This window comes from Lactobacillus sp. WILCCON 0059 (genome assembly GCF_057197985.1).
This window is the reverse complement of sequence record NZ_JBUBHN010000001.1, coordinates 263,035-288,844: the sequence shown is the minus strand read 5'-3', so window position 1 is coordinate 288,844 and position 25,810 is coordinate 263,035. Positions and strand designations below refer to the sequence as shown.

17 protein-coding genes and 1 tRNA gene are annotated in these 25,810 nt (G+C 49.8%); 2 read left to right on the top strand and 16 right to left on the bottom strand.

The features are described 5' to 3' along the window. Window positions 1-7: 7 nt before the first annotated feature. The 15 genes from opp3b to ACYVUT_RS01295 form a co-directional block, all read right to left on the bottom strand. The gene (opp3b, locus tag ACYVUT_RS01365; RefSeq protein ID WP_484499740.1) at window positions 8-928 is read right to left on the bottom strand and encodes an oligopeptide ABC transporter permease; all 921 of its coding nucleotides are present in this window, start codon (window positions 926-928) and stop codon (window positions 8-10) included. A gap of 424 nt (window positions 929-1,352) precedes the next feature. Further along, window positions 1,353-2,999, bottom strand: coding sequence for a peptide ABC transporter substrate-binding protein (locus ACYVUT_RS01360; RefSeq protein ID WP_484499739.1), 1,647 nt, complete (start codon window positions 2,997-2,999; stop codon window positions 1,353-1,355). Between the two features lie 231 nt (window positions 3,000-3,230). After that, window positions 3,231-4,865 (bottom strand): peptide ABC transporter substrate-binding protein, encoded by a 1,635-nt coding sequence (locus ACYVUT_RS01355; protein ID WP_484499738.1) that lies wholly within the window; start codon window positions 4,863-4,865, stop codon window positions 3,231-3,233. 175 nt (window positions 4,866-5,040) lie between these two features. Further along, entirely contained in the window at window positions 5,041-6,669 is a 1,629-nt protein-coding gene (locus ACYVUT_RS01350) for a peptide ABC transporter substrate-binding protein (RefSeq protein ID WP_484499285.1), read from the bottom strand. A 234-nt stretch (window positions 6,670-6,903) separates the two neighbouring features. Continuing rightward, window positions 6,904-8,532 (bottom strand): peptide ABC transporter substrate-binding protein, encoded by a 1,629-nt coding sequence (locus tag ACYVUT_RS01345; protein ID WP_484499286.1) that lies wholly within the window; start codon window positions 8,530-8,532, stop codon window positions 6,904-6,906. 256 nt (window positions 8,533-8,788) lie between these two features. Then, window positions 8,789-10,420 carry a peptide ABC transporter substrate-binding protein gene (locus ACYVUT_RS01340; protein WP_484501384.1) on the bottom strand — a complete coding sequence of 544 codons (1,632 nt, stop codon included), beginning with the start codon at window positions 10,418-10,420 and terminating at the stop codon, window positions 8,789-8,791. A gap of 199 nt (window positions 10,421-10,619) precedes the next feature. After that, window positions 10,620-11,270 carry an HD domain-containing protein gene (locus ACYVUT_RS01335; protein WP_484499736.1) on the bottom strand — a complete coding sequence of 217 codons (651 nt, stop codon included), beginning with the start codon at window positions 11,268-11,270 and terminating at the stop codon, window positions 10,620-10,622. Window positions 11,271-11,354: 84 nt separating this feature from the next. After that, window positions 11,355-12,506, bottom strand: a complete 1,152-nt coding sequence (locus ACYVUT_RS01330; RefSeq protein ID WP_484501383.1) for a diguanylate cyclase domain-containing protein — start codon at window positions 12,504-12,506, stop codon at window positions 11,355-11,357. 95 nt (window positions 12,507-12,601) lie between these two features. Further along, a tRNA-Thr gene (locus tag ACYVUT_RS01325) sits at window positions 12,602-12,674 on the bottom strand. Window positions 12,675-12,772: 98 nt separating this feature from the next. Beyond that, a complete protein-coding gene (gene tyrS, locus ACYVUT_RS01320) occupies window positions 12,773-14,038 on the bottom strand; it encodes a tyrosine--tRNA ligase (protein ID WP_484499734.1) in 1,266 nt (421 codons plus the stop codon). Window positions 14,039-14,240: 202 nt separating this feature from the next. Next, complete coding sequence (locus tag ACYVUT_RS01315; protein ID WP_484499732.1) at window positions 14,241-15,935, bottom strand: hypothetical protein; 1,695 nt, start codon at window positions 15,933-15,935, stop codon at window positions 14,241-14,243. Between the two features lie 136 nt (window positions 15,936-16,071). Further along, on the bottom strand, window positions 16,072-19,068 hold the full coding sequence (locus tag ACYVUT_RS01310) for an LTA synthase family protein (RefSeq protein ID WP_484499288.1): 2,997 nt from the start codon (window positions 19,066-19,068) through the stop codon (window positions 16,072-16,074). A 78-nt stretch (window positions 19,069-19,146) separates the two neighbouring features. Continuing rightward, window positions 19,147-19,764 (bottom strand): glycerol-3-phosphate acyltransferase, encoded by a 618-nt coding sequence (locus ACYVUT_RS01305; RefSeq protein ID WP_439776274.1) that lies wholly within the window; start codon window positions 19,762-19,764, stop codon window positions 19,147-19,149. Window positions 19,765-19,766: 2 nt separating this feature from the next. Continuing rightward, on the bottom strand, window positions 19,767-21,017 hold the full coding sequence (locus tag ACYVUT_RS01300; protein WP_439776273.1) for an LCP family glycopolymer transferase: 1,251 nt from the start codon (window positions 21,015-21,017) through the stop codon (window positions 19,767-19,769). 265 nt (window positions 21,018-21,282) lie between these two features. Continuing rightward, window positions 21,283-21,972, bottom strand: coding sequence for a 2,3-diphosphoglycerate-dependent phosphoglycerate mutase (locus ACYVUT_RS01295; RefSeq protein WP_008461910.1), 690 nt, complete (start codon window positions 21,970-21,972; stop codon window positions 21,283-21,285). 163 nt (window positions 21,973-22,135) lie between these two features. Here ACYVUT_RS01295 and ACYVUT_RS01290 point away from each other — a divergent pair, with 163 nt between their 5' ends. Together ACYVUT_RS01290 and ACYVUT_RS01285 are read left to right on the top strand one after the other, a co-directional pair. Next, complete coding sequence (locus ACYVUT_RS01290) at window positions 22,136-22,885, top strand: hypothetical protein (protein WP_484501382.1); 750 nt, start codon at window positions 22,136-22,138, stop codon at window positions 22,883-22,885. 11 nt (window positions 22,886-22,896) lie between these two features. Further along, window positions 22,897-23,862, top strand: a complete 966-nt coding sequence (locus ACYVUT_RS01285) for a Gfo/Idh/MocA family protein (protein WP_484501381.1) — start codon at window positions 22,897-22,899, stop codon at window positions 23,860-23,862. 101 nt (window positions 23,863-23,963) lie between these two features. Here ACYVUT_RS01285 and ACYVUT_RS01280 read toward each other — a convergent pair whose 3' ends face one another. Continuing rightward, entirely contained in the window at window positions 23,964-25,802 is a 1,839-nt protein-coding gene (locus ACYVUT_RS01280) for a monovalent cation:proton antiporter family protein (protein WP_484501380.1), read from the bottom strand. Window positions 25,803-25,810: the final 8 nt, after the last annotated feature.

The following is a 25,810-nucleotide window of genomic DNA, read 5'->3' as shown; positions in this document are numbered from 1 at the left end:
CTTTCCATTAATCAGTCAATCTGATCCGTGGGTCGATCAGACTGTAGACGATGTCAGTAATCAGCAGGATTACCACCAGGCCGAAGCAGTAAACCATACTTACGCCCATGATGGTTGGGTAGTCGTTAGTCAAGATTGACTTGGTGAACTGTTCCCCGATCCCAGGAATGTTGAAGATGTTTTCGATAACCATTGAACCAGTCATCAAAGCAACTGCGTATGGCCCGATCAAGGTAACCAATGGAATCATTGAGTTACGCAGGGTGTGCTTTCTGATGACTTCGATCCGGCTGAGGCCCTTGGCCTTGCCCAGTTCAACGTAGTCAGAACTCAAGGTATCGACCATTTCCGTTCTGATAAATCTGGCTGTTTCGGCCAGCGGCCCTACCGAGAGGGCAATTGTCGGCATGACCGTCTGTGATACTTCACCCCAGCCGGCGATTGGGAACCAGCCGAGCTTCAAACCGATGTAGTATTGAAGCAATACCGCCAGAACGAAGTTAGGAACAGACTTACCGATGATGGAAACGATCGTCGCGGTTGAGTCGATCCAAGTCCCTTGGTTCATGGCAGCGATTGAGCCGATGATGATCCCCAGGATAACCCCGACAACCAGAGCCTGCAGACCCAGTTGAGCTGAAGCGCCCAAACGTGCCCCGATCAGAGTAGAAACAGGCTGGTTGCTGTATTGGAAGGAAATCCCAAAGTCACCATGGGCGGCGCCTGCCAAGTAGGTAATGTATTGTTGGATAACAGGTTTGTCCAAGCCGTATTGCTTGTTCATAATCGCCTTTTGGGTAGCCGTCATCTTTGCTTCGTTGGCGTACGGAGAACCTGGCATCATCTTCATTAAGAAGAAGGTAATCGTCGCAACGAGGAACAAAGTGAGGATCATGTAGAAAATACGTTTTAGTAAGTATTTAGCCATAGTATTGCTCCTTACACTTTTTCGCTTTAATCAGCATTACATTTTTAATGTTTTTCTTATTATACCAAAAAATAAAGAAATTACCATACGATGATATAAAACTGTAGCCCTAAAAGTCAAGCACTACGGGCTTTTTGTCCGTTTTTTCCGTCATTTGGCAACTAACTTAAACTTTGCTTTTTTCTTTTTTGAGTCTATCTGGAACTTAGACTGTGCTTTTTAAAATAAGTGTTCGGCTAAGATAATAATGTTAGTCTTTTTTCTGCAAAAAGCTAATTTTCTTAACTTTTTGTTCCAGAAGCCCCTCGCCTGCTCCCCTCCTTTTAGTCAAAAATTTTCTATTCCCGGACATAAATCCCGAAATAAAGAAAAAGTTGAGCGTTATTGCTAACATCTCAACTTTCAATTATACCACGGTTAAATTTTAATTTTTCACCGCGTAAGTCGTCTTAAAGTCAGGGTATTCGCCATTGAAGACCAGGTTCTTGATAGTTGGTCTGATCATCCAAGCCTGGCCCATGTGGTAAAGCGGGCTGATGGCTTCCTGGTCGATCAGGATCTTTTCAGCCTTGAGCAAGGCCTTGCGGCGCTTGGTCTTGTCCATGGTCAAAGACGCTTGGACGGCCTTGTCGTATTCCTTGTTCTTCCACTTGCCGAAGTTGTAAGTCTGCCCTGACTGCATGTAAGCCAGGAAGTGGTATGGGTCTGGGAAGTCGCTGGTCAAACCGCCTAAAACGACGTCAAAATTATTGGCAATTTGCCGGGAAACCCGGGTCGTCTTTGGCAGGTTGTTGACGGAAACGGTCATCTTGCCGCCAAAAGCCTCAGTCAAGGCGCTCTGGATGAACTCAGTCTGCTTCTTGTAGCTGTCGTCGTCATCCGCCATCAAAGTGAAGGAAACCTTCTTGACGCCTAATTCCTTCAAGGCCTTCTTGAAGTAGCTGCGGGCGGACTTGAGGTCGTATTCCACGTACTTGTTCACGCTGGAGTTGGCACTTTCAGCTTCCTGGGCAAAATTCTTCCCGTCTAAGACCACATTGGTGGCTGAGAAGGTCTTGGCCTGGGTGTTGTAGGTACCGATCGTGGACAGGAGCTGCTTGCGGTTGATGGCCATGGAGATGGCCCGGCGCAGGTTGGCGTTGCGGAAGATCTTTTTCTTCTTGTAGTTGTAGCAGAGGTAAGTGGTGTTACCCAAAGTCAGAACCCGGTAGCCCTTCTTGCCTTTCATGCTTTTTGCCGCCTGGGTGTCCAGGATGGCCGCGTCCAGCTTCCCGGTCTGGTAGAGGTTGTAGTCAGTTGATGGGGTCTTCTGGACGCTGTAGTTGATGGTCTCCAGCTTAACAGCCTTTTTATCCCAGTAATACGGGTTCTTAGCCAGCTTCCAGGTCAGGTTGGACCCAGTCCAGCCCACGGACTTGAAAGGCCCGTTATAGACGGCGTAGGCGGATTTGGTCCCGTAGCGCTTGCCGTACTTCTTGACAGCCTTGGAGTCCAGGGGCTTCAAGCTGATAGCCGTAACGACCTTAAAATAAGGAATCTTCTTTTCAAAAGTCACGACCAGCTTGTACTTGCCTTCGGCCTTGACGCCCAGGCTAGACGGCTTCTTCTTGCCTTCAGAGATCTTGATGGCGTTCTTGATACCCTCATAGTTATTGACCTGGCCGGAAGCGGTCTTGGGGTCAACCTGCCGGCGCCAGGCGTAAACAAAGTCTTCTGCCGTTACCGGGTCCCCGTTTGACCACTTGGCATTCTTTCTCAAGTAAAAGGTCCAGGTCAGACCGTCTTTAGAGGTCGTGCTCTTGGTGGCCACGCCTGGAATAGTCTTGGAGTCCTTGCCCAGCCGGTAGAGGCCTTCATAAGTGTTGGCGATCTGTTCCTCACTGGCCGTGTCGTCGGCTTTGGCCGGGTCCAGGCTCTGCAGTTCAGAAGTCGTCATCCAGTTGATTGACTTTTCATAGCCGCTGCTGGACACGGGCTTGGCTGACTTGGTCGCGGTCTTGCTGCAGGCCGCCAGCAAGAAAGCGCCGGATACGGCAACAGTTGCCGTCAGAAGCTTTTTAAAATTACTCACTGTCTTATCCTCTCTCTTAGTCAAAAACTTGTTGTAAAACACATCTTTTAGCAATTCATCAGCATCTAATCATTCTCTCATTATAAAATATTTCCCAGCCTGTGACAAATCAAAAAATATAAAAAACAGGAAATAGCCAAAATAACATATAGGGAAAAAAGAAAACGGAGCCGGAGCTCCGTTTTCGTAAAAATCTGTCAACTTATTTTTGTAATTTCCAGACTACTTAAACTACTTGATGTAGGCTTCCTTAAAGTTGTAAGGAGCACCGGCACCGTTGAAGACAACGCCCTTGACGCTAGTCTTAACCAGGGTAGCTTCGTTAGTGTAGTACAGTGGAGTAACCCCTTGGTCTTCCAGCAGGGCCCGTTCAGCAGCCACCATTGCCTTCCAGCGGGCTGCGGTTGACCCGGTCGTCTTGGACAGGGAAACGTTCTTGTTGTAGGCAGTTGATTCCCACTTGCCGTAGTTGTAGGCGTTGCCCTTGGTCAAGAGGTCCAGGAAGGAGATCGGGTCTGAGAAGTCAGCCGTCCAGCCAGTAGCCACAACGTCGAACTTCAGACTTGATACCCGGGACAGACGGGTCTTGAATGGCACGTTGGAAACTTCGACCTTCATGCCCAGGGTTGATTCCAGGGCACTTTGGATGAATTCGGTAACCTTCTTGGCGTCATCAGTGTCATCCCCAAGCAGGTTGATCGTGATCTGCTTCTTGCCCAGTTCCTTCAGAGCCTTCTTGTAGTATTCCTTGGCCTTGGCCTTGTCGTAGCCTTGAACTGCCTTAGTAGCAGCGGTTTGCACTTCGCTTGAGAAGTCCTTGCCAGTGCTTGAGTCAGTAATGCCGGCAGCCGTGAAGGAAACAGCCGGGTTGTTGGCGGCACCAACAGTCGTTGCCAGTTCCTTCTTGTTGATAGCCAGGGAGATGGCCTTACGCAGGTTGGCGTTAGCTAAGTTCTTGTCCTTGGCGATATTGTATTGCAGGTACTTGGTTGAAGCAAACTTTCTTACAGTCCAGCCGGTTGAACCCTTAAGCTGCTTGCTTTGCTGGGCGTTCAAGTTGGTTTCGTCCAGCTTGCCGCTTTGGTAGAGGTTGTAGCTGGTTGACTGGGTCTTTTGGACGCTCATGCTGATCTGGTCCAGCTTGACGTTCTTCTTGTCCCAGTAGCTGTTGTTCTTAACCAGCTTCCAGGAGAGGTTGGTCCCAGTCCACCCGGTCATCTTGAATGGACCGTTGGACAGAACGTACTTGGCAGCCGTACCGTACTTGTCCCCGCACTTTTCCACGAACTTTTGGTTTTGTGGGAAGAAGATGTAGAAGCCCATCAGCAGCTTGAAGTATGGGATTCTCCGGTCCAGGGTCACCGTCAGCTTGTACTTGCCGTCAGCCTTGATACCCAAAGTGTTGACTGCCTTCTTGCCGGCAACGATCGCGTCAGCGTTCTTGATGCCTGAGAAAAGGTAGGCGTATTCAGAAGCAGTCTTTGGATTGACCGTTCTTCTCCAGGAGTAGACGAAGTCCTGGGCGGTAACTTCATCCCCGTTGGCCCATTTAGCGCCCTTGCGGAGGTTGAAGGTCCAGGTCTTGCCGTCAGAGCTTTCCTTCCAGCTCTTGGCGATGCCTGGAGTGGCCTTGGCATTGTTGCTAAGCCTGATCAAGCCTTCCATGACGTTGTTGAATTGGTCAGCGTCGTAACGGTCGGTGGCCTTGGACGGGTCCATGGTCGTCAGTTCGGCAGCTTCAGTCCAGGACAGCTTTTGCGCCTTGGATGATGAGCTTGACTTGCTTGATGAGCTGCCACAGGCTGCCAGAAGCGCAGCTGAGGCGAGCAAAACTGAGCCGGTAGCGAATAACTTCTCTTTTCTCATAATTGCACCTCGTTTAATTAAAAAACAAACATAAATTAGACTAGAATTAAAAGCTATAACTTAAGTCTAATTATAACGGGGATTTTTTAATTTTCAACCCTTTTTTTAAAAATAAAAGCAGACAAAAAAGAAAACGCCTTCCGGCGTTCTCTTCTAAGCTTTAACTTGCTTGTTTTTACTTGATGTAGGCGTCCTTGAAGTTCCAAGTACCACGGTTTTGGATGACGTTCTTGACGCTTGGACGGATCATCCAGACATTAGTGTCGTAGTACAATGGTGAGATCCCGGCATCCTTCAGCAGGATGGTTTCAGCCTTGCTCAGATCGCTCCAGCGCTTGCTTGCGGAAGCAGTGGTCTTGGAGTCGGCAACCAGCTTGTCGTAAGTTGCGTTCTTCCACTTACCGTTGTTTTCAGAGTTGGTTGAAGTGAACAGGTCCAGGAAGGAGATTGGGTCGGCGAAGTCGGCGCTCCAGCCGGAGACAACGATGTCGAAGTTGCCAGCAGTTGACCGGGACAGACGGGTCTTGAACGGCAGGTTTTGCACGCTGACGCTGACCTTGTCGCCGAAGGTTGATTCAAAGTTGGACTGCAGGGCTTCAGTGGTCTTGTTGCCGGCGTCAGTGTCGTCAGACAGGATCTTGAAGCTGAACTTGCTTACGCCAAGTTCCTTCAAGCCCTTGTTCATGTACTTCACAGCTTCCTTCTTGTTCGGGTTAGCTGGGTACAGAGTTTCAGCTGAGCTTGGGATCAGCTTGGTGTAATCTTCCCCGTTGACGCTAGTCAATTGGGTTGGAGTCAAAGTGTTGGCCGGTTGGTTGTTGCCGCCCAAAGTGGTGGTCAAGCCCTTCCGGTTGACCGCCAGTGACAAGGCCTTGCGGACGTTGGCGTTGGCCAGGTACTTGTTCTTGGCAATGTTGAATTGCAGGTAGAAGGTAGCACCTTGGTTAAGTTCGGTGTAGCCCTTTTGGTTCTTCAATTGCTTGGTTTGTGAAGAGTCCAGGGCCGTAGCGTCCAGCTTGTTTGACTGGTAAAGGTTGTAGGCGGTTGATGGAGTCTTTTGAACAGTCCACTTGATGGTGTCGAGCTTGACGCTCTTCTTGTCCCAGTAGTATGGGTTCTTAACCATCTTCCAAGACAGGTTGGACCCGGTCCAGCCAACGTGCTTGAACGGACCGTTGTAGAGCATGTACTTAGAAGCCGTGCCGTACTTAGAACCGTACTTGGTTACGGCCTTTTCTGACTGCGGGAAGAAGACGGCAAAGCCCATCAGCTTGTCAAAGTATGAGATCCGCCGTTCCAAAGTCACGACCAGCTTGTACTTGCCAACTGCCTTGATCCCCAAGGAGCTGACTGGCTTCTTGCCGGCTACGATGGCATCAGCATTCTTGATCCCGGAGAAGAGGTAGGAATATTGGGAAGCGGTCTTTGGGTTAACGGTCCGGCGCCAGGAGTAAACAAAGTCCTTGGCGGTCAATTCACTGCCGTCGCTCCACTTAGACTTGCGCAAGGTATAAGTGTAAGTCTTCCCGTCCTTAGAAACCTTTTCGCTGGTTGCCAAGCCCTTTTCCAGCTTGGAGTTCTTGCCTAAACGGTAGAGACCTTCCATAGTGTTGGAAATCTGGTTGAAGGAAGCCGCGTCGGTGGCCTTTGAAAGGTCCATCGTTGGAATTTCGGCTGAATCCATCCAGGTCAAGGTCTTCTTGCTGCTGGATGATGAAGAACTGCTATTGCTGCCACAAGCAGCAAGCAATGCTGCTGAAGCCAGAACCGTGGCTCCCAGGCTTAAACTCTTAGATAATTTCATCTTTTTCTCCTTGCTTTTACTGACTGTTCCAGCGCCTCGCTAGTTAAGACTCCACAGCAGTCTTTAATGATATTTTCATTATAATTCTCTGCTTGATCAGCTTCAAGCGTTTTTAAGAAAAAATGTCATATTATTTCATCAATCTAAATATACCAAAGCAAATACAAGTCAATTAAACATATATCAAAATAAGCAGACAAAAAAGAAGAGGCAGAGCCTCTTCTTTTTGCTTGATTACTTGATGTAAGTGTCCTTGAAGTTCCAAGTACCGCGGTTTTGGTAGACGTCCTTAACAGTTGGACGGATCAAAGCAGCATTAGTGTTGTAGTAAAGTGGAGCAACACCGACATTGTTCAGCAGGATGTCTTCTGCCTTAGTCAGGTCGTCCCAACGCTTGCTGGTTGAAGCAGTAGTCTTGGAGTCAGCGATCAGCTTGTCGTAGCTTGAGTTCTTCCACTTACCGTTGTTTTCTGGGTTAGTTGAAGTGAACAGGTCCAAGAAGGAGATCGGGTCAGCGAAGTCGGCACTCCAGCCGGAGATTACGACATCGAAGTTACCTGCAGTTGACCGTGACAGACGGGTCTTGAATGGCAGGTTTTGAACTGAAACGCTGACCTTGCTGCCGAAGGTTGATTCAAAGACTGATTGCAGGAATTCAGTAGTCTTCTTGCCTGAGTCAGTGTCGTCGGACAAGATCTTGAAGCTGAACTTGCTTACGCCCAGTTCCTTCAAGCCCTTGTTCATGTACTTCACGGCTTCCTTCTTGTTGGTTGAAGCTGGGTAGTAGCTTTCAGCAGACTTGGAGATCCGCTTGGTGTAGTCTTCACCGTTAACTTCAGTCAATTGAGTTGGAGTCAAAGTGTTGGCTGGAACACTGTTACCACCAAGTGATGAAGTCAAGCCCTTACGGTCAATAGCCAGTGACAGGGCCTTACGGACGTTGGTGTTGGCCAGGTACTTGTTCTTGGCTTGGTTGAACTGCATGTAGAAGGTTGCACCTTGGTTCAAGGTTACGTAGCCCTTCTGGTTCTTCAATTGCTTGGTTTGTGAAGCGTCCAAGCCAGTGTAGTCCAGCTTGTTTGATTGGTAAAGGTTGTAAGAAGTTGATGGAGTCTTTTGTACGCTCCAAGTGATAGTGTCAAGCTTGACGTTCTTCTTGTCCCAGTAGTATGGGTTCTTGACCATCTTCCAGGACAGGTTTGAGCCAGTCCAGCCGGTTTGCTTGAACGGACCGTTGTACAGCATGTACTTAGAAGCAGTACCGTACTTAGAACCGTACTTGGTTACGGCCTTTTCTGACTGCGGGAAGAAGACGGCAAAGCCCATCAGCTTGTCAAAGTAAGCGATCCGGCGTTCCAAAGTAACAACCAGCTTGTACTTGCCAACAGCCTTAACGCCCAAAGTGTTGGCCTTCTTCTTGCCGGCTACGATCGCGTCAGCGTTCTTGATCCCACTGAAGAGGTAGGAATATTGTGAAGCAGTCTTTGGGTCAATAGTTCTGCGCCATGAGTAGACGAAGTCTTGGGCAGTAACGTCGCTGCCGTCGCTCCACTTGGACTTGCGCAGAGTGTAAGTGTAGGTCTTCCCGTCCTTAGAAACCTTTTCGCTGGTTGCCAAAGCCTTTTCCAACTTGGAGTTCTTGCCCAAACGGTACAGACCTTCCATAGTGTTTGACAACTGGTTGAAGGAAGTAGCGTCAGTGGCTTTGGACATGTCCATGGTTGGGATTTCAGAAGCAACCGTCCAGTTCAAAGTCTTCTTTGAAGAAGAGGATTCCTTACTGCTGTTGCCGCCGCAGGCAGCCAAGAGAGCAGCTGATGCCAGCACAGTTGCACCAACGCTCAAAGTCTTAGATAACTTCATCTTTTTTCTCCTTATAACACATATTTGTTTGCGCTGAAAAGATGGCCAACACAGCTTTAAGCCGTCTCTCAGTCAACATGATAAATTGATTATAATTCTAAGTTAGACTCTTTTCAAGGGCTAACTTAAAGAAAAATAAATTTTTGCCGAAAAATAAGCGAAAAATGTCAAGAAAAAGATAAAAAAGAAGCGACCACCTGGTCGCTTCTTGTCAAATTCTTTTAATTTTGTTGTTATTGTTGTGATTTGCTCGGAATTACTTGCTGCTGATGTAGGCGTTCTTGAAGTCCCAAGTCCCCCGGTTCTGGATGACGCCCTTGACGCTCGGCCGGATCAAGGAAGCGGTCGTGCTGTAGTAGAGCGGAGCCACACCGGCATCATTAAGCAGGATGTTTTCAGCCTTGCTCAAGTCGCTCCAGCGCTTGCTGGTTGAAGACGTGGTCTTGGAGTCGGCAATCAGCTTGTCGTAAGTCGAGTTCTTCCACTTCCCGTTGTTTTCAGAGTTGGTGGAAGTAAACAGGTCCAGGAAGGAGATCGGGTCGGCAAAGTCGGCACTCCAGCCGGAGATGACAACGTCAAAGTTGCCGGAAGTTGACCGGGAAAGCCGGGTCTTGAATGGCAGGTTCTGAACAGTGACGCTGACCTTGCTGCCGAAGGTGGCTTCGATGTTGGACTGCAGCAATTCTGCCGTCTTCTTGCCGGAGTCAGTGTCGTCAGCCAGGATCTTGAAGCTGAACTTGCTTACGCCCAATTGCTTCAAGCCCTTGTTCATGTATTTGACCGCCTCGCTCTTCTTGGTTGAGGACGGGTAGAGGCTTTCAGCTGATGATGAAAGTAGCTTGGTATAGTCCTTGCCATTGACTTCGGTTAAGCCAGTTGGGGTCAAAGTGTTGGCCGCCACGTTGTTGCCGCCAAGGGATGAAACCAGGCCCTTCCGGTTGACAGCCAGGGACAGGGCCTTGCGGATGTTGGAGTTGGCCAGGTACTTGTTCTTGGCAATGTTGAACTGCATGTAGAAGGTTGCCCCCTGGTTCAAGGTGGTGTAACCCTTAGTCGTCTTCAGCTGCTTGGTTTGTGATGAGTCCAGGCTGGTGTAGTCAAGCTTGCCGCTTTGGTAAAGGTTGTAGGAAGTTGATGGCGTCTTCTGCACGCTCCAAGTGATCGTGTTCAGCTTGACATTCTTCTTGTCCCAGTAGTACTTGTTCTTAACCATCTTCCAGGAGAGGTTGGACCCGGTCCAGCCTTTTTGCACGAACGGACCGTTGTAGACCATGTACTTGGAAGCCGTCCCGTACTTAGAGCCATACTTCTTGACCGCCTTTTCAGACTGCGGGAAGAAGACCGCGAAGCCCATCAGCTTGTCAAAGTAAGGAATCCGCCGCTCCAAAGTAACAACCAGCTTGTACTTGCCGACAGCCTTGATCCCCAAACTGTTGACAGACTTCTTGCCGGCCACGATGGCGTCGGCATTTTTAATCCCGGAGAAAAGGTAAGAATACTGGGAAGCCGTCTTTGGGTTGACCGTTCTTCTCCAAGAGTAAACGAAGTCCTTAGCCGTAACTTCTGTCCCGTCGCTCCACTTGGACTTGCGCAGGGTATAAGTGTAGGTCAAGCCGTCTTTAGAAACCTTCTCGCTGGTTGCCAGCCCTTTTTCGAGCTTTGAGTTCTTGCCTAAGCGGTAGAGACCTTCCATGGTGTTGGAGAGTTGGTTGAAGGAAGTAGAGTCAGTGGCCTTGGACAAGTCCATGGTCGGAATTTCTGACGCGACCGTCCAGTTCAAGGTCTTTCTGGTCGACTTGGAAGACGAGGAACTTGAGCCGCAAGCAGCTAGCATTAAAGCAGATAATGTTACCGCTGCTCCAGCTCCTAAAAACTTGGAAACTTTCATAGTGTTTTCTCCTTACTTATCTATACTGATGATTGACTCACATGTCTAACCAAAAGTTTAATGTTTACGTTAGAGAAAAGCAAGGATAGTTTCATTTAAAGTTCATTTGCAAATCGGCTGAGCAATTGGTATAACAATGATCCAACGGATTGCTTAAATGTTTCTGTATTTTATTAAGAAGAGGTAAACTTCATTAAAATTAATCTAAATCCCATTCATGTCTAAATTCCTGGACAAAATCTCGCATGTATTCTGTCCGCCGGCGGGCTTCCTTTTGGGCGGCCTGGCTGTTCATCAGCCCTTCCAGCTTAAAAAGCTTTTCATAAAAATGATTGATCGTAGTTTCTTCATGATTCCGGTATTGATCATGACTGACCAATTCCATCGGCGGAATTTCCGGGTCGTAGATCTTGTCATCGTGCTTGCCGCTGTAAACGAAAGCTCGGGCAATTCCCATCGCCCCCAGAGACTCCAGCCGGTCGGCATCCTGGACGTACTCTCCTTCTAAAGAAAGCTGGTAGTGGCGGTCAATGTTTTTGGAAAAAGACATGTGCTCGATCGTGAAAAAGACGTTTTCCTGGTCCTCTCGGCTTAAGCCGGCTGCCGTGAAGACTTTCCGTAATTTAGCCAAAACTTCACTTGGGTTTGGGCAGACCTTCTCATCGATCGTATCGTGAACAAAGCCCGCCGTATAAGCAATGTCCCGGCTCTTTTGGCTAGACTCCGGGTGATCCGCCAGCAGCATTCTTTCAGCTAAAACCGCCACCCGCTGGCCGTGGTAATAATCATGCCCCGTTCTTTCTTCGGCCAGGTTTTCTTTGACAAAATCCGCAATCAGTTTCCGTTCCATTTTTACCTCCGTGTTTGCTTTAATTATTTTTTCAATTATAGCGGATGGCTCTAAAATTGCAAGCAAAAAAGAGAACTAGAGTTCCTAGTTCTCTTTTAGAATCTTATAGTCATTCTGCAATGACAAGGTGACATAAAAGACCTTGCCATAGCGGGCGTCTTCAACTAGCCGGGTCTTGCTGAAGACCTTCTCGCAGCCGCCATCCTTGGTTAGCAGGCGGCAAGACAAGCAGCGAGGCCGGTCAGGTACCCGTCTTACATCCTCACCGGCCACCAAGTCAAGCAATGCCCGGTCAGAAGGGTAGATTAAAGCCAGCAGCTTGCCAGCCGTAAAGGCAATTAAATCCGCGAAACCCTTGAAGCCCAGCATGTCCAGAAGGGACTGGTTGGCAAAAAGAATTTCCCTCTCCCCTTCTGCCTGGCAAATGAAGAAAGAAACCGGCAGGTTGTCGGCCACCTCCCTTAAGGTAAAGCCAAACTGCTTCCGGTCAGTTCGCGTCATTGCATCGTTGTACTCCCGCCAGCCATGCTTGCCATCGTCCTTGACCACGTAAAGGGCCAGGTCTGCCTTAGCCAGGGCATCAGCCACCGAGATGGCCTGCTGGGGGTAGTGAACATAGCCCAGGGAAATGGAAAAAGGATACTGCTGCTCTTTAGCGGAAAAAACCTGGTCCAGCTTGGCCAGATTGGCGACCTGGTCGTCGCTTGTGCCCGGAACGAACGCACAGAATTCATCACCCCCGTTGCGGCAGATGATTGCCTCGCTGCCCAGGGTACTCTCCATGTTGAGGGCCAAAGTCACCAGAACCTGGTCACCCACATTGTGACCATGGACGTCATTGATCAGCTTGAAATTGTCGATGTCCAGCATGACGAAGCTGCCCTGGGCAGCCGGATGCTGGCGAAGGTAGTCATTGACCTGGTCATCAAAGGCCGCCCGGTTCAAAAGGGTGGTCAAGTCGTCCCGGCTGGACATGTATTCCAGCTGCTTCTGCCTTTGCAAAAAATAGCGGAGCAAAACCAGCAAAGCCGTCAGCAGCCCGGCGATCAAAAGATGGGCCAGCAAGTATTTTCCGTCCAGCAGGTAAAACTTCCCGTCATCAGCTATGAAGTCCCGTGACCGGGTTTCTATCGCGGCTAAAGCAACTGTAAAAATAACCAGAACAATGGCCGTCGTATTGGCAAAATTGGCGAATCGCCGCCGAATGACCAAGAGCCGGGTCGAAAATTTCTGCATGCGATCCCCTCCAAAATAACAATTGACTAATAATTCTTAGTATATCAGTATTTTGAAGAGCGATGCAAATAATTTAATCACTTTTGCTGATCATAAGCTGCTAGCCAGATTTGAACTGGCGACCTCCTCCTTACCACGGCGGTGCTCTACCTCCTGAGCTACAGCAGCGCCTTAATTGTAACATGCCGGCTTCTTTTCGGCAAAAAGATAAAAGCGAGAAAAAAGAAAAAGAAAGCTTCCAGTTTGGAAACTTTCTTAAAATCTTTTTAGCCCTTGATGTGCACCAAGGTGTACTTCTTCTTTCCCTTGCGGATGATGACGAACTTGCCGTCAAAAGCAGCTGCCGGGTCAACTTCAAAGTCAGTGTCCTGGATCCGGTCGCCGTTGACGTAGATGGCACCGTTGTTAACGTCTTCTCTGGCCTGCCGCTTGGATGATTCGATCTTGGTGTCAACCAGGAAGTCCACCAGATTCTTCTTTTCTGCCCCGCTCTCAGCACTTGGCGCCTTGGCCAGGGCGATTTCTACCTGCTTGGTGGGCAAGTCCTTCACGTTGCCGGAGAAGAGGGCCTCAGTGACCGTTTGGGCTTCCTTCAAGCCGCTTTCGCCGTGAACGAACTTAGTCACTTCTTCCGCCAGCCGCTTTTGGGCTTCCCGCTTCCAAGGTTCAGTCTTGACCTTTTCTTCCAAGGCGTCGATTTCTTCATGGCTGAGGAAGGTGAAGTACTTAAGGTACTTGATGACGTCCCGGTCATCCTGGTTGATCCAGAATTGGTAGAATTCGTAAGGACTGGTCTTTTCCGGGTCCAGCCAGACAGCGCCGCCGGCAGACTTGCCGAACTTGGTCCCGTCAGCCTTCAGCATCAATGGAATAGTCAAGCCAAAGGCTGGCCGGTCTGCCCCTTCCAAACGGTGGATCAAGTCGATCCCGGCCGTGATGTTGCCCCATTGGTCAGCCCCGCCGATCTGCATTTGAACGCCGTGGTCCCGGTTCAAGATGTAGAAGTCGATGGCCTGCAGAATCTGGTAGGAGAATTCAGTGAAGGAGATCCCGTTTTCCAGCCGGCTGGCAACGACTTCCTTGTTCAGCATGTTGTTGACCTGGAAGAGCTTGCCGTAGTCGCGGAGGAATTCCAGCAAGGTCATCTTGCCCAGCCAGTCGCGGTTGTTGACGATGCGGAAGTTTTCCGTGCCAAAAAGCTTGACCATCTGCGCCGTCAGCGCTTCTTCATTGTGCTTGATCGTTTCTTCAGACTGCAGGACCCGTTCAGTTGACCGGCCAGATGGGTCACCGATTGACCCGGTACCCCCGCCGATAACGATGACTGGCTTGTAGCCGGCCAGTTGGAATCTCTTCAAGATCATGAAAGGAATCAAGTGACCGATGTGCAGGGAGTCACCAGTCGGGTCAGTCCCGCAGTAAAGAGCCAGGTCGTCATGCTTGGCCAGGTAATCCCGCAAGCCTTCCTCGTCAGTTTCCTGGTTGATGGCGCCGCGCCATTTCAAATCTTCCAAAATGTCAAAATTTGCCATTTCTGCCTCCGGATAAAAAAAGTCCCTGGATCAAAAGATCCAGGGACGACTAAATTCTGTCTTAGCCGTGGTACCACCCACGTTCGCACAAAGTGCCTCTTTGGAGCTTCTTAACGGGGCTCTCCTCCCCGCGCTGTATTTCGTCTGCCTGGCCTGTCTAGCTCGCACCAACCGCTAGTTCTCTGAACGCTGAACCAGGCAGCTACTTCGCTGTCGCGTTTTTATAAAAATAACATGATTTCGCCCCGGGGTCAAGCGCCTTTTTAAAAAGCAGCAGGAGGAGCAGCAGCCAGGAAAACCAGCACAGGTTAATCAGCAAGCTGCACCATAAAGGCTGTTTAAAGGTCATAATCACGGTATTCTTGCCCATTCTAGCCCGCACAACCGGGAAGCCGCCGCTTTTTCTTTTTAGATTATGGATCTTGCGGCCATTGAGCGTTAATTCTGTCTGCGAGTATGCAACAAGTGGCAAGGTTATTTTGCCGCCAGTACTTGTCCAGCTTAATTTAAGCCTGCCGCCAGTCATTACCTGGTGGTCAAACTTCTTCCAGCGTTTAATTACCAGCATATGGTATTTGTGGCCTAAGTTGTCTTCTTTCCCAACAACGGGCAAATAATCCGGCTGATTGCCATAACTCATCACAGAAATCAAGGGTTTAAGCCCTTTGCCCACTACCTGGGCCATTTTAGGCGTTCCATTAGCGTGAAAAGTATTTTTCCGATGGCTTTCCGCTACCGGGACAGCCGTATCTAGCAGCAAAGCCAGCAATAAAAGCAGCAAGAATGGCTTCCCGCCTTTAGCTGCAAGTTTCTGGATGCTTAAGCCAAAAGACAGAATCACCATTGGGTAGATTATAACCACCAAACGGAATGGAAATTGAAAGTTGCTGGCCAGAACTGGCCACTTATTTTGCACATACCCCCAGGGAAAGCGGTTGGATGCAATGAGCATAAGTACTAAAGACCACATTGCCAAAAGCTTTTCCACGCTTTTGGCAGCCCGGTTAAAAAAGATGTACAGGAAATTCAAAAGAATTATGGCCAAAAACATCGGCATCAACTGTCCATAGCTGCTTCCCAGGTCGTTTTGGTAACTTCCCAGCTTCAAGCCGCTTACTGCCATATTATAGGCATCCAAGTGGGCCATCTTGTTGCTGGCAGCCAGCCAAAAAACTGCAACAATCGTATTCAAGCCCAATGCGCTGGCCAATGCAACTGCCTTAAAGAAGTCTTTCCAAACATTTCTCTTTTTAAAAAGCGCCAGCAAGAAAAACGGGGCCAAAAGCACGCATGCCAATAGGGCGCTGAGCAGGTGAACCTGCAAAAGCAAACCCATCGTTGCCCCAAGGATGACCCAATCGATCGGCTTTTCCTGGTCTTTAACCATTCGCACCCCATTAAGCAGGACCAAGGGCATGAAGGCCTGCCCCCAGCCGCTAAAGGAACTGGCGTTGATAAAAGCGGGTATCATGCCGATATTGATGTACACCAAGCTTAAGAGCAAACTGGCGATTTTGCTGACGCCGCTATAGCGTAAAAGATGCATCATATTTCCCGCGGCTAACAGGCAAAGCAGGTAAATACTGATGATTTGAAAAGTAAACCAATTTCCGCACAGCAGAAGCAAGGCACCATTAAAATAGGCAAACAATGGCCCATAGCAGGCGTTAATGATCCGGCCGCTTTGCTGGAAACCATAGTTTGTTTGAAAAAAGCTGTAATGGCCAGTCTTAATCTGCATGGCCGCATCATAAAAGCGGCCAAAGTGAAAGCGGGCATCTCCAGCAATAATTACCCTTTTAGCCTGCAGCTGCGGCCAAATAACCACCGTTGTTACCAAAGCAACTGCCAAAAGCGGCCAAAGATAAGCCCAAAGATTTTTTACTTGTTTTTTCATTAGTTTTATATTTACAATCCTCTATTTTTTTCAAGAGCTAGAAAAATTGTAACATACCAATCAAATACGTTTTAACAAAAAAGCAGGCTAACCTGCTAAGTTAGTCTGCTTTTGCCAGGTATTCTGGCTGTTTAAACTATTTCTTCATGGTATAGAAGCCCTTGATCTTCAAGGCATAGGCTGAACCAGCCGTCATGTCGTATTGGATCATTTCGTAGTCCTTGAGCAGAGCTTGCTGTGAGCTGGTCAAGGTCTTCGGGTCAACTTCCTTGCCCTTTTGGTCGACCAGGGTAAAGCCGGTGTCATCGCTGTAGCTGATAGTCAAGGCTGGCAGCTTCTTGTGCACTTCAGTCAAAAGTGCCTGGTAAGCCGTCACCTTGCTGTTGGTCTGTTCCAGCATCATGGCGATGAAGTCACTGGTGTTGACGTAGTTGGTCTTGGAAGTCAATTTAGCCTTAGCCCCATGCTGACGAGCGTACTTGTTAGAGTAGATGAAGTAGCGGGTCGAGTGCATTTGAACCGGGTACTTAGACGTGTATGACTGGGAAACGATTGACGGGTAGTGGTCACCGTAGAAGACCAGGGTAATTGGCTTCTTGATCTTGTCGATCTGCTTGATGAACTTCTTGACCGCCTGGTCAGTGTAGTGGGTCCCCATAATGTAGGTTGCCGCTTGCGTTCTGATACTGCCGTCGTCAAAAAGATCACCGGAAATCTTGCCGGCATAGTAGTTCTTCGGGTACCAGTTGTTGTACGGCATGTGGTTCTGAATTGAAATCAGGTTGATGAACTGGCCGCCCTTGCGGGAGTTGATCTGCCGCAAGCCGTTGGCGTAAGTCGTGAAGTCAGAGTTGTAGGAACTGGTCCCCAGCTTCTTTTGGTCCACGATCTTGTACTTGGAACCCAAGTAAACGAACTTGTTGAACTTGAAACGCTTGTAGTCTTCAATTCTTGAGTAGTAAGTCCCGATGAACGGGTGAACTGCTGAAGAGTAGTTGAAGTTAGCCCCAATAGTCGGGTAGTACTGGTATTGCGGAACGACTTGAACATAAGGCGTCAAAGTAGTGCTGAAGGCCCCCATGTTGAAGCCAGTCAGTGATTCCCATTCCATGTTGGCCGTACCACCGCCGTAGCCGGCACTCAGCATGCTGCCGTAAGTGGTAGTCTTCTGCAATGAGTGAATGTAAGGAATCGGGTCCTTGGTCCCCTTGGCGAACTTGATCGTCGGGAAAGTAGTCGGATCGATAAAACTTTCACTCAAGTTAAAGATGACGGTCTGCTTGGACAGGTCGTTGGTCCGGGTCTTGTTGATCTGGTCAGCCACCTTTTGGTACTTCTCATAGAGCTTTTGAATCTGGCTCTTGGAGTAGTTGCTTGGCTTGTCCATGATCTGCAGGTCGATGTAGTTGAGGAAGTTCAAGATCGGCCCATTGACCTGGATGTCTCTTTCCGGGTTCCGGAAGGACTGCTTGTTGTCAAAAGCCCGGTTCAAGCGGTAGATGGCTGACCCCTGGTGGTTGAACCACATTGGCGTCATGAAGAGGGCCAGGCTGGCCAGGGCCCACATCCCCCGCCGCTTCCAATTGCCGCGCTTCTTGACCTTGAACTTGATCTCACAGAAGACCATCAAGGCAATAACAGCAGCTAAAGCCAGCAGGATCATGATCAAGGTCTTCTGTCCCCCGATCATGCTCAACAGACTGTCAGCGTTGGTTACTTCAGACAGTTCACTCGGGTAGATCGGCTCGCCCCGGAGGTCAAGCTTGATCTTGTTGGCAACCGCCCAGCCGATAACGACCGTGGAAGTCGTAATAAGTGAAACCCAGTATCTGGTCGTGACGAAGTAAAGGATCGTGAAGAAGGCGTCGATAAAGATCGTCGTCAAAATCAAGGCCCCAAGCTTGGTCCCAACCAGCCAGACTACGGCGTTAACGTTGGAAGCAGTCGTGATCTGGATCCGCATGTTGTCGGATTCGATCAAGAAGGAGGCAAAGGACAGGATAAAGAAGAAGGTCCAAGTCAAAAGGTTGGTCCGGTGGTACTTCATCCAGCCCCACAGGCGGTTAAAGGCCCCTTCAGCCGCTGCCCCGAAGCTCTTGCTTTCGTACAAGAAACGGTTAGCCCGCTTAACCGGCTTGAAGCGCCACAAGTAGCGCTCAATCAGCCAGTGCCAGACAATGGCGATGGCCAGCATGATCAAAATCGTGATCATCCGGTTCAATTGCCGGCTGCCGGTACCGTATTTAAAGGACGACATGAAGGAGTTGGCGTCTGGTACCTGCATGAAGACGATCAGCGGAACCAGGAAGTCCAGGTCCCTTTCTTCCAAAGCCTTGATCGCCGGCCGGGCAAAAGCAAAGGCCGCCAAGGCAATGATGAAGATGAATGGTGAGGTCACGTTGATCAGGAACTGGTAGTTCCATGATGACGGGTTGGCCCGCCAAGACATGATCTGTGACCAATAAACGGCGTTAAAGCCGGCTACCCCGACAATTACCATCCCCAAGGAGAGAATGCCGGCCACAATAAAGATGACCGTTTGCTTGACAGAGAAGTCAACCTTCCCTAAGAACATCCCCCAGGCAAATGGCAGGGCCAGGTAGAGACCATAGATGGAGTAATTCATCTCGAAAGTCCCAGCCGACAGGGTAAAGCCCAGCAAAGTCAAGGCGATCAAAATGATCAAACTCTGCTTCTTGCTGAACTTCTCCTGCCAGTCATAGATGACCGGCTGCACCAGCAAACTGAAAACCAGGCCCGTCATCAAAACGGAAGTCGAGGTCAAAATCGGGAAAAGGATGCCCCAGAAACGCCAGGCATTTAAGTGCCATGGCTTGGAGATGAAGAAGACAAGGTAGTAGACCAGGAGGGTCACTTCCATAATGGCCCAGGCCTTAAAGCCTTGGTTAAAACGCAGCTTGCGCTTGCTGTAAACTGCCCCGAAGACCATTGGAATAAACCAATAGGTCACGCTTTCCACGATTAGCGGCAGGTGGCGCAGATAGGTAATTGAGCTTTTCAGCATGCTGGTTTTGAAATTAAACATCTGCAGCAAAAGCACCAGAGCCGCCAGTACGAGAAAGCCGTACTTCAGCAGATTATGAGTTTTTCTGGATTGTGTTTGTTCACTCATCGATATCGGAATAATTCTCTTTCTTTTGCAAATTCATTATCCATTATACCCAGCTTTTTTTAAAAAAAGGCCAAGAAATTATTTCAAAATTCCCAATTTCTTCTTGATCGTATACAAAATATCGACCCGTTTGCCATGACCTGTGAAAAAGTCCCGGATATCGTAGCGGAACTTGAAGGCCATGATCCCCGTGATAATCAAGAAGATCACGCCAGCTTCCAGCGACTTGGTTATTTCATAAATGCTGAAAGACAGCATGAAAACCAGCGGCGGGATAGTCAGATTCTGCATGATGCAGGTCAAAACCAAGGCCACCAGCAAGGTGATAAGACCGGCCCGCCAGTCGTAGAGAACCGTAGTCATGGCCATGACTGCCACCGCCTTGCCTCCCTTAAAGTGGTTGAAGACCGGGAAACAGTGGCCTAAAACCACGCCTAAGCCCGTGTAGGCTGTCAGCAAGTGCTGATGGTAGATGGCATAGACCAGACCAATGGCCAGCAGGGTTTTAAGCAGGTCGCCGATGCAGGTCAAAATCCCCGCCTTCTTGCCAAAAACCGCCCCCATATTGGCCGTACCTGGGTTGCCCGACCCGTACTTGGTCGGATCCTTGTGCAAGTAATACTTGCCCACGAACATGGCACTGATGAAGTTGCCAAACAAATAGCCAATGACTACTGCCAAAAATTTGTTAAGCACCTTTAATAGCCCCCTGAAAACGGATTGGTATTGTAGTTATAACTGTAACTATAAGTCGTATCGTAGTTCGTGCTGGAATTTGTGCTGTAAGCAGTATTACTGCTGGAAGTCTGGCTGCTGGACTTGGAGCTGGTCTTGCCGCTCTTGACGCTGTCAGTCGTCGTGCCGGGATCATAGATCGTATAATTCTGGGTCTCGCCGCTGCCAAACTTGAAGCCGCTGGCCTCGTTCAAGGTATTCAGCTCAGTTTCCCGGTTGGAAACAGTAGCCGTCTTGAGGCCCAGCAATTTTCTAATCTTGTTGGAAATCCGCTGCAGTTCACTGGTTGACGCGATCTGGTAGGCCGCGTCGCCAACATAAGCACTATAGCCATGCAGGTAGTCGCTGTCACTGGAAGAAGTACAGTCTGAGTAGTTAGCCAGGATTGACTTCAAAGCCTGGAAGCTCAAGTTAGTCTTCACGTTGGTCGACAGGTTATTGGCGATCTTGCTGAAGTTCGTCAGTGAATCTGCCGTGGCCAATTTCTGGACCAGCTTGGTGATGACTTCTCTTTGCCGTTTCTGCCGGCCGTAGTCGCCTTGCGGGTCATCATAGCGCATCCGGCTGTAGGCCAGAGCGGCCTGCCCGTTTAAGTGCTGGCGGACTCCCTTTTTGAAGACTATTGTATTGTAAGTAAATGACAATGGCGGCGTCACGTAAATCCCGCCAACATAATCAACCAGCTTCATCAGCCCGCCCATGTTGACCAAGGCGTAGTACTTAACCGGAATGTTCAAGAGGTTAGAGACAGTCTTCATGGCCATCTTAGCCCCGCCAATCGAATAAGCCGCGTTGATCTTCTGCACGTCATTGGAATCATCGCCAACCATGTCAGCCATAGTATCCCGCGGGATCGAGACCATCGTGTAGTTCTTCTTCTTAGGGTTGACTACGACAACGATGATCGTGTCCGTATTTCCGCGCTTTTCAGTTCTGTTCAAAGCCCCGGTGTCGGTCCCTAAGAGCATGACGGCAAAAGGCTTCTTGCCGTTGAATTCGCCATAAGTCGTCTTGACGGCGTTTTCCGAGTCATAAGCCTTGTTGGCCGCCTGCTCAGCCGTTTTGTACAGATGTGCCGCGTACAAGCCCACTCCGGCAGCAATCGCGCAAACGACCGCCAAAACGCCGATGATCCAGTTGCGGACCGTCTTTTGCTTGCGCTTTCTGGCATGTTGCCGAGTTTCGGGCAAGGCCCGTTTGTCTTCTTTCTTCATATAGTTGATACCCACTTAAAAAATCACATTAGTCTGTATTATAGCAAAAAAGCCCCGCCAACTTTTGCCTGCTGTTTTTTCTTATTGAAATTGTAAAAAATCAGCCGGCATTTTCAGTAGAGCAGGCTTACGATATTTTCCGGTAAGTATCCCTGTGCACAACTTTCCTATCTAAGCTATCATCTTAGCAAGTCATCTGTCAATCCTTAATCAGTTCAACAAAAAAAGCGAAGCCGGAGCTTCGCTTTAATTAAGGAAAGAGGACTTAGTCCAGCTTTTCCTTGCTTACAACGTTCAACTTGTCGTCGAAAGTGTAAACAACTGGTTCACCAGTCTTCATTTCAACATCCATGATGTCTTCGTCAGAGATGTTTTCGATGTACTTAGTCAAGGCACGCAGTGAGTTGCCGTGGGCAGCGATGATCACGTTCTTGCCAGCCAGCAGGTCTGGAGCAATGTGGTCTTCCCAGAATGGCATAACTCTGTCCAGAGTAACCTTCAGGTTTTCTGCCTTAGGAACGATGTGTGGGTCCAAGTTTGCGTAACGACGGTCGTTAGCTTGGCTGAATTCTGAGTCGTCAGCCAAAACTGGTGGCAAAACGTCGTATGAACGACGCCAAATGTGAACTTGTTCGTCGCCGTACTTTTCAGCAGTTTCAGCCTTGTTCAAGCCTTGCAAAGCGCCGTAGTGACGTTCGTTCAGTCTCCAGGTCTTAGTTTCTGGAACCCAGAGTTGGCCGCTTTCTTCCAAAGCGAAGTGCAAAGTCTTGATCGCACGGGTCAAAACTGAAGTGTAAGCTTGGTCAAATTCCAAGCCGGCTTCCTTGATCAAACGACCAGCCTTCTTGGCTTCTTCAACACCCTTGTCTGACAAGTTAACGTCAACCCAGCCAGTAAATTGGTTTGAAAGGTTCCATTCACTTTGACCGTGACGGATTAAAACTAATTTAGACATTAAAAAATCTCCTTTAGCAAATTAAACGTTTCACTAATTATTATACGGCCTCTCGCGGCCTTTTCAAAGTCCTAAAGGCAAAAAAAGCACTTTTTCTGAGTGCAATCGCTAACAATTAATCAGTGATTTGTTAGAATTGAAGAATAAGGATGTGATTCATACTATGCCGTCAAAGAAAAAGAAATTTCACCTGCTCGCCCTCCTGACCTTGGTCAGCATTTTTCTAGCTGCCTGCTCCAAACCCAGCCCCCAGAGCCTGATCAAAAAGGCCCAGCAGAGCAAGATCAGCAATTTCCAGCTGAAGGTCGACGAGCGCTATTACGAGAACGCCAAGCCGGTCCGTTTCTACGGCCAGATCAATTACCAGCGGTCTCCTTTCGTCATGCAGACCGACTTGACCCAGAGCGGGGACCAGAATGTCAAGATGTGGGTGGGCCAGCGCTATGCCTACGTCAAGTTCTATAAAGGCCAGCAGGCTGCTTGGTACAAGGCCAAGCTCAGCCAGTTCACGACCATCTCCCACTTCCAGCAAGTGGTCAAGGACATGGACACCCTGACCCTCAGCCAAAAGAGTGCCAAGCTCTTCACCGTCAGCCAGGCCAAAAGCGGCTGGCGGCTCAGCTACAGCGGCAAGAGCCAGCGCTTATGGAAAGAGATCACGGAAACTAACGGCCTGGCCAGCCTGTCAAACGACAGCCAGATGGCCAAGGCCAAGCTCCAACAGATTAAAATGACCATCGATCTCAATCAGAAAAAGCAGCTGACCGGCCTGGCGATTTACGCCAAATACAAGGTCAAGGGGCAGACCAGCTCAACCAAGCTGTCCATGCTCAAGGTCAACCAGCAAAAGAAGCTGGCCATTCCCAAGACGGTCAGCAAGAATTCCGTTGACGTCAGCAAGCTGAATAAATAAGGAGGCAAAAAATGCAACTCGGAATCATTGGCAGCGGCAAGATCGTCAAAGACTTTCTCACTGCCCTTCCCCTGCCCGGCTTAAGTTTAACCGCTATCGCTACGACCAAGCGGTCGCTAGCCACTGGCCAAGCCTTGGCTGAGCAATACGGCATCAGCCGCGTTTACGACGACTATCTGGCCATGCTCAAAGACGACCAGGTCGACACGGTTTACGTGGCTACCCCTTCTTCCATGCACTATCAGATGTGCCTGGACTCCCTGGAAGCCGGCAAAAACGTGATCTGTGAAAAGCCCTTTGTCTTCACTACTGAAGAAGCCTTAGAGCTCAAGCAATTAGCTGACCAAAAAGGCTGCCTCATCACCGAGGCCATCACCAACCGCTACCTGCCAGCCTTTAAGTCTTTGGCAGGCGACTTACAGCTTTTAGGCCCGGTTCACGTGGTCAGCCTCAATTACACCCAGTATTCTTCCCGCTACGACCGCTTCTTAGCCGGCGACATAGCTCCGGCCTTCAATCCGCGCCTGGGCGGCGGGGCCCTTTTGGACTTGAACGTCTACAATATCCACTTAGCCGTCAGCCTTTTCGGGGCGCCTTTGGATGTCCATTACTTCCCTAACCTGCAAAAAGGCGTCGACACTTCTGGCGTTTTGGTCCTGGGCTACGATGACAAGCAGGCCAGCTTGACCGCGGCCAAGGACTCCCAGGTTTTTGCCCACAATCCGTCAATGATTGCCGGGGAAAAAGGGGCCATCAGCTTTAGCGGCAGCCCAGGTGACCTCAGAAGCTACCGGCTGGAAACAGCAGGCGGGCAGACTGACAAGGACTTTGACCAAGACCTGCACCGGATGATCCCGGAATTTACCGAATTCATCCGGATCTTTGACCAAAAAGACAAGACCGCCGCTGACCGGGCCTTCGCCCACAGCTTGCAGGTCATCGCCGTCCTGGAAGCCGCCAGGGACTGCCTGCCTTAAGCAAAAAAGCAAAAACAGAAAAAAATAAAGAACTAGAGCACTAAACAAGAAAAATCGCTTTGCCGTTTGGCAGAGCGATTTTTTGGCATATCATCTTTTTTCTATTCCCGGCTCAAAAGCTGGTGGATCCGGTCAGCTTCCCGCCAAGGACCGCTGTAGATCAGTTCGTCGCCCGGCTCGATCACGGTTGACCCGTGCGGGGAAATCCACTTGTCCCCCCGCCGGATCCGGGAAACGGTGATCTGGTCGACGAAGTCCCAGTCCATCAGCTGGCGGCCGGTGTAAGCTGAATTTCTGACCACCACGTCGTAGAGGGCATTGTTGGTGTCCGTGATGATCCGGTAGACGGCCGGCGATTCGATCAAGGCCCGGAGCATGGCCCCATGCAAGTTGTTGAAGGCAAAAAGCTCGATGCCTTCCTCTCTGAGCTGGTCGACCGTGTCGGCCACGACCTGGCTCTGGCTGACGATGACCCGTTTGACCCCGGCCTTTTTAGCTGCCCGGCCGACCTCCAAATTGGCCTGGTCATCAGTGAAGGTGGCCACGAAGATGTCAGTATCAAAGGCCCCGGCTTCTTCCAAAGTATCCAGTTTTTTATCCGGCAGCAGCTTCAGATTCTTGACCTTGCTCTTGTAGGTGTCGTATTTTTCCTTCCGGCAGGTCAAGACCTGGACTGAGTACCAGGAGTCGTGCAGGTCCTGGTAGACCGTCATCGTTACGGCATTGAGGCCGAAGATCACGACTTTTTCCTTGATCTTGTCTTCTGGCGTCAAGGCAAAAGTTGAATTGAAGACGATTGGACAGGCGATGCAGACGATGACCGCCGCCAAGATGAAGGCACTGGACTGGGTAGCCGTAATTGCGTTCAACTTCCGAGCTACCTGCAGGGTTGGCAGAACGATCGTAATCGTCGTTGCCGTCAGGAAGCCCCCGGCAAAAGCATTCCGCTTGTTAAAAGCCCGCATGTAGGTCAAGGTAACCGGCAGCTTGGCTAAGAAGAAGCAGATGACCAAAACCGGCAGCAGCATCAAGGCTTGCGGGTTGGCAAAGAGCAGTTTCAAGTTGAGGTTGACCCCGGTCCGGATGAAGAAGATCGGGATAAAGAAGCCGTAGCCGATGGAAGTCAGCTTGTCCTTGGTGGCCTGGGTTGGCTCCAGCAGCTTCATGACCATCCCGGCTAAAAAGGCCCCCAGGATGTTTTCCGCCCCAACCTGTTCCGCCACCGTCACCAGAGCAAAAATCAAGAAGAAGGCCAGGCGGACGTCCAGCTGGGTCGTGGCCTTGGTAATCTTGGCAAACCACAGGTAAGGCCGCTTGAAGCGCCGCAAAAGAATAATCGCGGCCACAAACAAGAGGATGATCAGCCAGAGCTTACCGGCATCCCCGCCGTTAACGGAAGAATAGATAGTCAATAAAAGCAGGGGAATAACTTCTCCCATGACCGCCGTCAGCAAAATCGTCTGCCCGATCGGCCGGCCCAGGATTTCTTTTTCCTTTAAAGTAGCGATGACCACGCCCAAGGCCACGGTCATAAAGATGATCGAAGCCAGGGCCACATCGTTAAAGAGGCCCAGGACCTTCATCCCCAAAGCCAGCAAAACTGAGGCCACCGCTACCCCGCCAAAGGCGACGGCAGCCACAACCATGGGCTTGACCTGCTTGCCGCTCTCTGACTTCCGGGCCCGGGTGTGCTTTTTCGGGCTGAGCAAGTCAAAATCGATTTCCATCCCTGACAAAAACATCAAGACGATGACCCCCAGGTTGGACAAAAAAGTCAACTGAGAAGTCTGGGTGATCAGGTTTAGGCAGCTCTTGCCCATTAGGATCCCGACAATAATCTCGGCCACGGCAGTCGGCACCGTGGTCACCCGCAGGCGGGCCATGACGATCGGAATCACCAGGGCCAAGAAGACCGTTAAAAACAGTGATAGTCCTTCCATGCTAAAAA

What these genes read in the sequence shown, in the direction of transcription:
- opp3b (WP_484499740.1), bottom strand. Translation starts at nt 928, where the DNA reads ATGGCTAAATACTTACTAAAACGTATTTTCTACATGATCCTCACTTTG.
- ACYVUT_RS01355 (WP_484499738.1), bottom strand. Translation starts at nt 4,865, where the DNA reads ATGAGAAAAGAGAAGTTATTCGCTACCGGCTCAGTTTTGCTCGCCTCA.
- ACYVUT_RS01350 (WP_484499285.1), bottom strand. Translation starts at nt 6,669, where the DNA reads ATGAAATTATCTAAGAGTTTAAGCCTGGGAGCCACGGTTCTGGCTTCA.
- ACYVUT_RS01345 (WP_484499286.1), bottom strand. Translation starts at nt 8,532, where the DNA reads ATGAAGTTATCTAAGACTTTGAGCGTTGGTGCAACTGTGCTGGCATCA.
- ACYVUT_RS01340 (WP_484501384.1), bottom strand. Translation starts at nt 10,420, where the DNA reads ATGAAAGTTTCCAAGTTTTTAGGAGCTGGAGCAGCGGTAACATTATCT.
- ACYVUT_RS01335 (WP_484499736.1), bottom strand. Translation starts at nt 11,270, where the DNA reads ATGGAACGGAAACTGATTGCGGATTTTGTCAAAGAAAACCTGGCCGAA.
- ACYVUT_RS01330 (WP_484501383.1), bottom strand. Translation starts at nt 12,506, where the DNA reads ATGCAGAAATTTTCGACCCGGCTCTTGGTCATTCGGCGGCGATTCGCC.
- tyrS (WP_484499734.1), bottom strand. Translation starts at nt 14,038, where the DNA reads ATGGCAAATTTTGACATTTTGGAAGATTTGAAATGGCGCGGCGCCATC.
- ACYVUT_RS01315 (WP_484499732.1), bottom strand. Translation starts at nt 15,935, where the DNA reads ATGAAAAAACAAGTAAAAAATCTTTGGGCTTATCTTTGGCCGCTTTTG.
- ACYVUT_RS01310 (WP_484499288.1), bottom strand. Translation starts at nt 19,068, where the DNA reads ATGAGTGAACAAACACAATCCAGAAAAACTCATAATCTGCTGAAGTAC.
- ACYVUT_RS01300 (WP_439776273.1), bottom strand. Translation starts at nt 21,017, where the DNA reads ATGAAGAAAGAAGACAAACGGGCCTTGCCCGAAACTCGGCAACATGCC.
- ACYVUT_RS01295 (WP_008461910.1), bottom strand. Translation starts at nt 21,972, where the DNA reads ATGTCTAAATTAGTTTTAATCCGTCACGGTCAAAGTGAATGGAACCTT.
- ACYVUT_RS01290 (WP_484501382.1), top strand. Translation starts at nt 22,136, where the DNA reads ATGCCGTCAAAGAAAAAGAAATTTCACCTGCTCGCCCTCCTGACCTTG.
- ACYVUT_RS01285 (WP_484501381.1), top strand. Translation starts at nt 22,897, where the DNA reads ATGCAACTCGGAATCATTGGCAGCGGCAAGATCGTCAAAGACTTTCTC.
- ACYVUT_RS01280 (WP_484501380.1), bottom strand. Translation starts at nt 25,802, where the DNA reads ATGGAAGGACTATCACTGTTTTTAACGGTCTTCTTGGCCCTGGTGATT.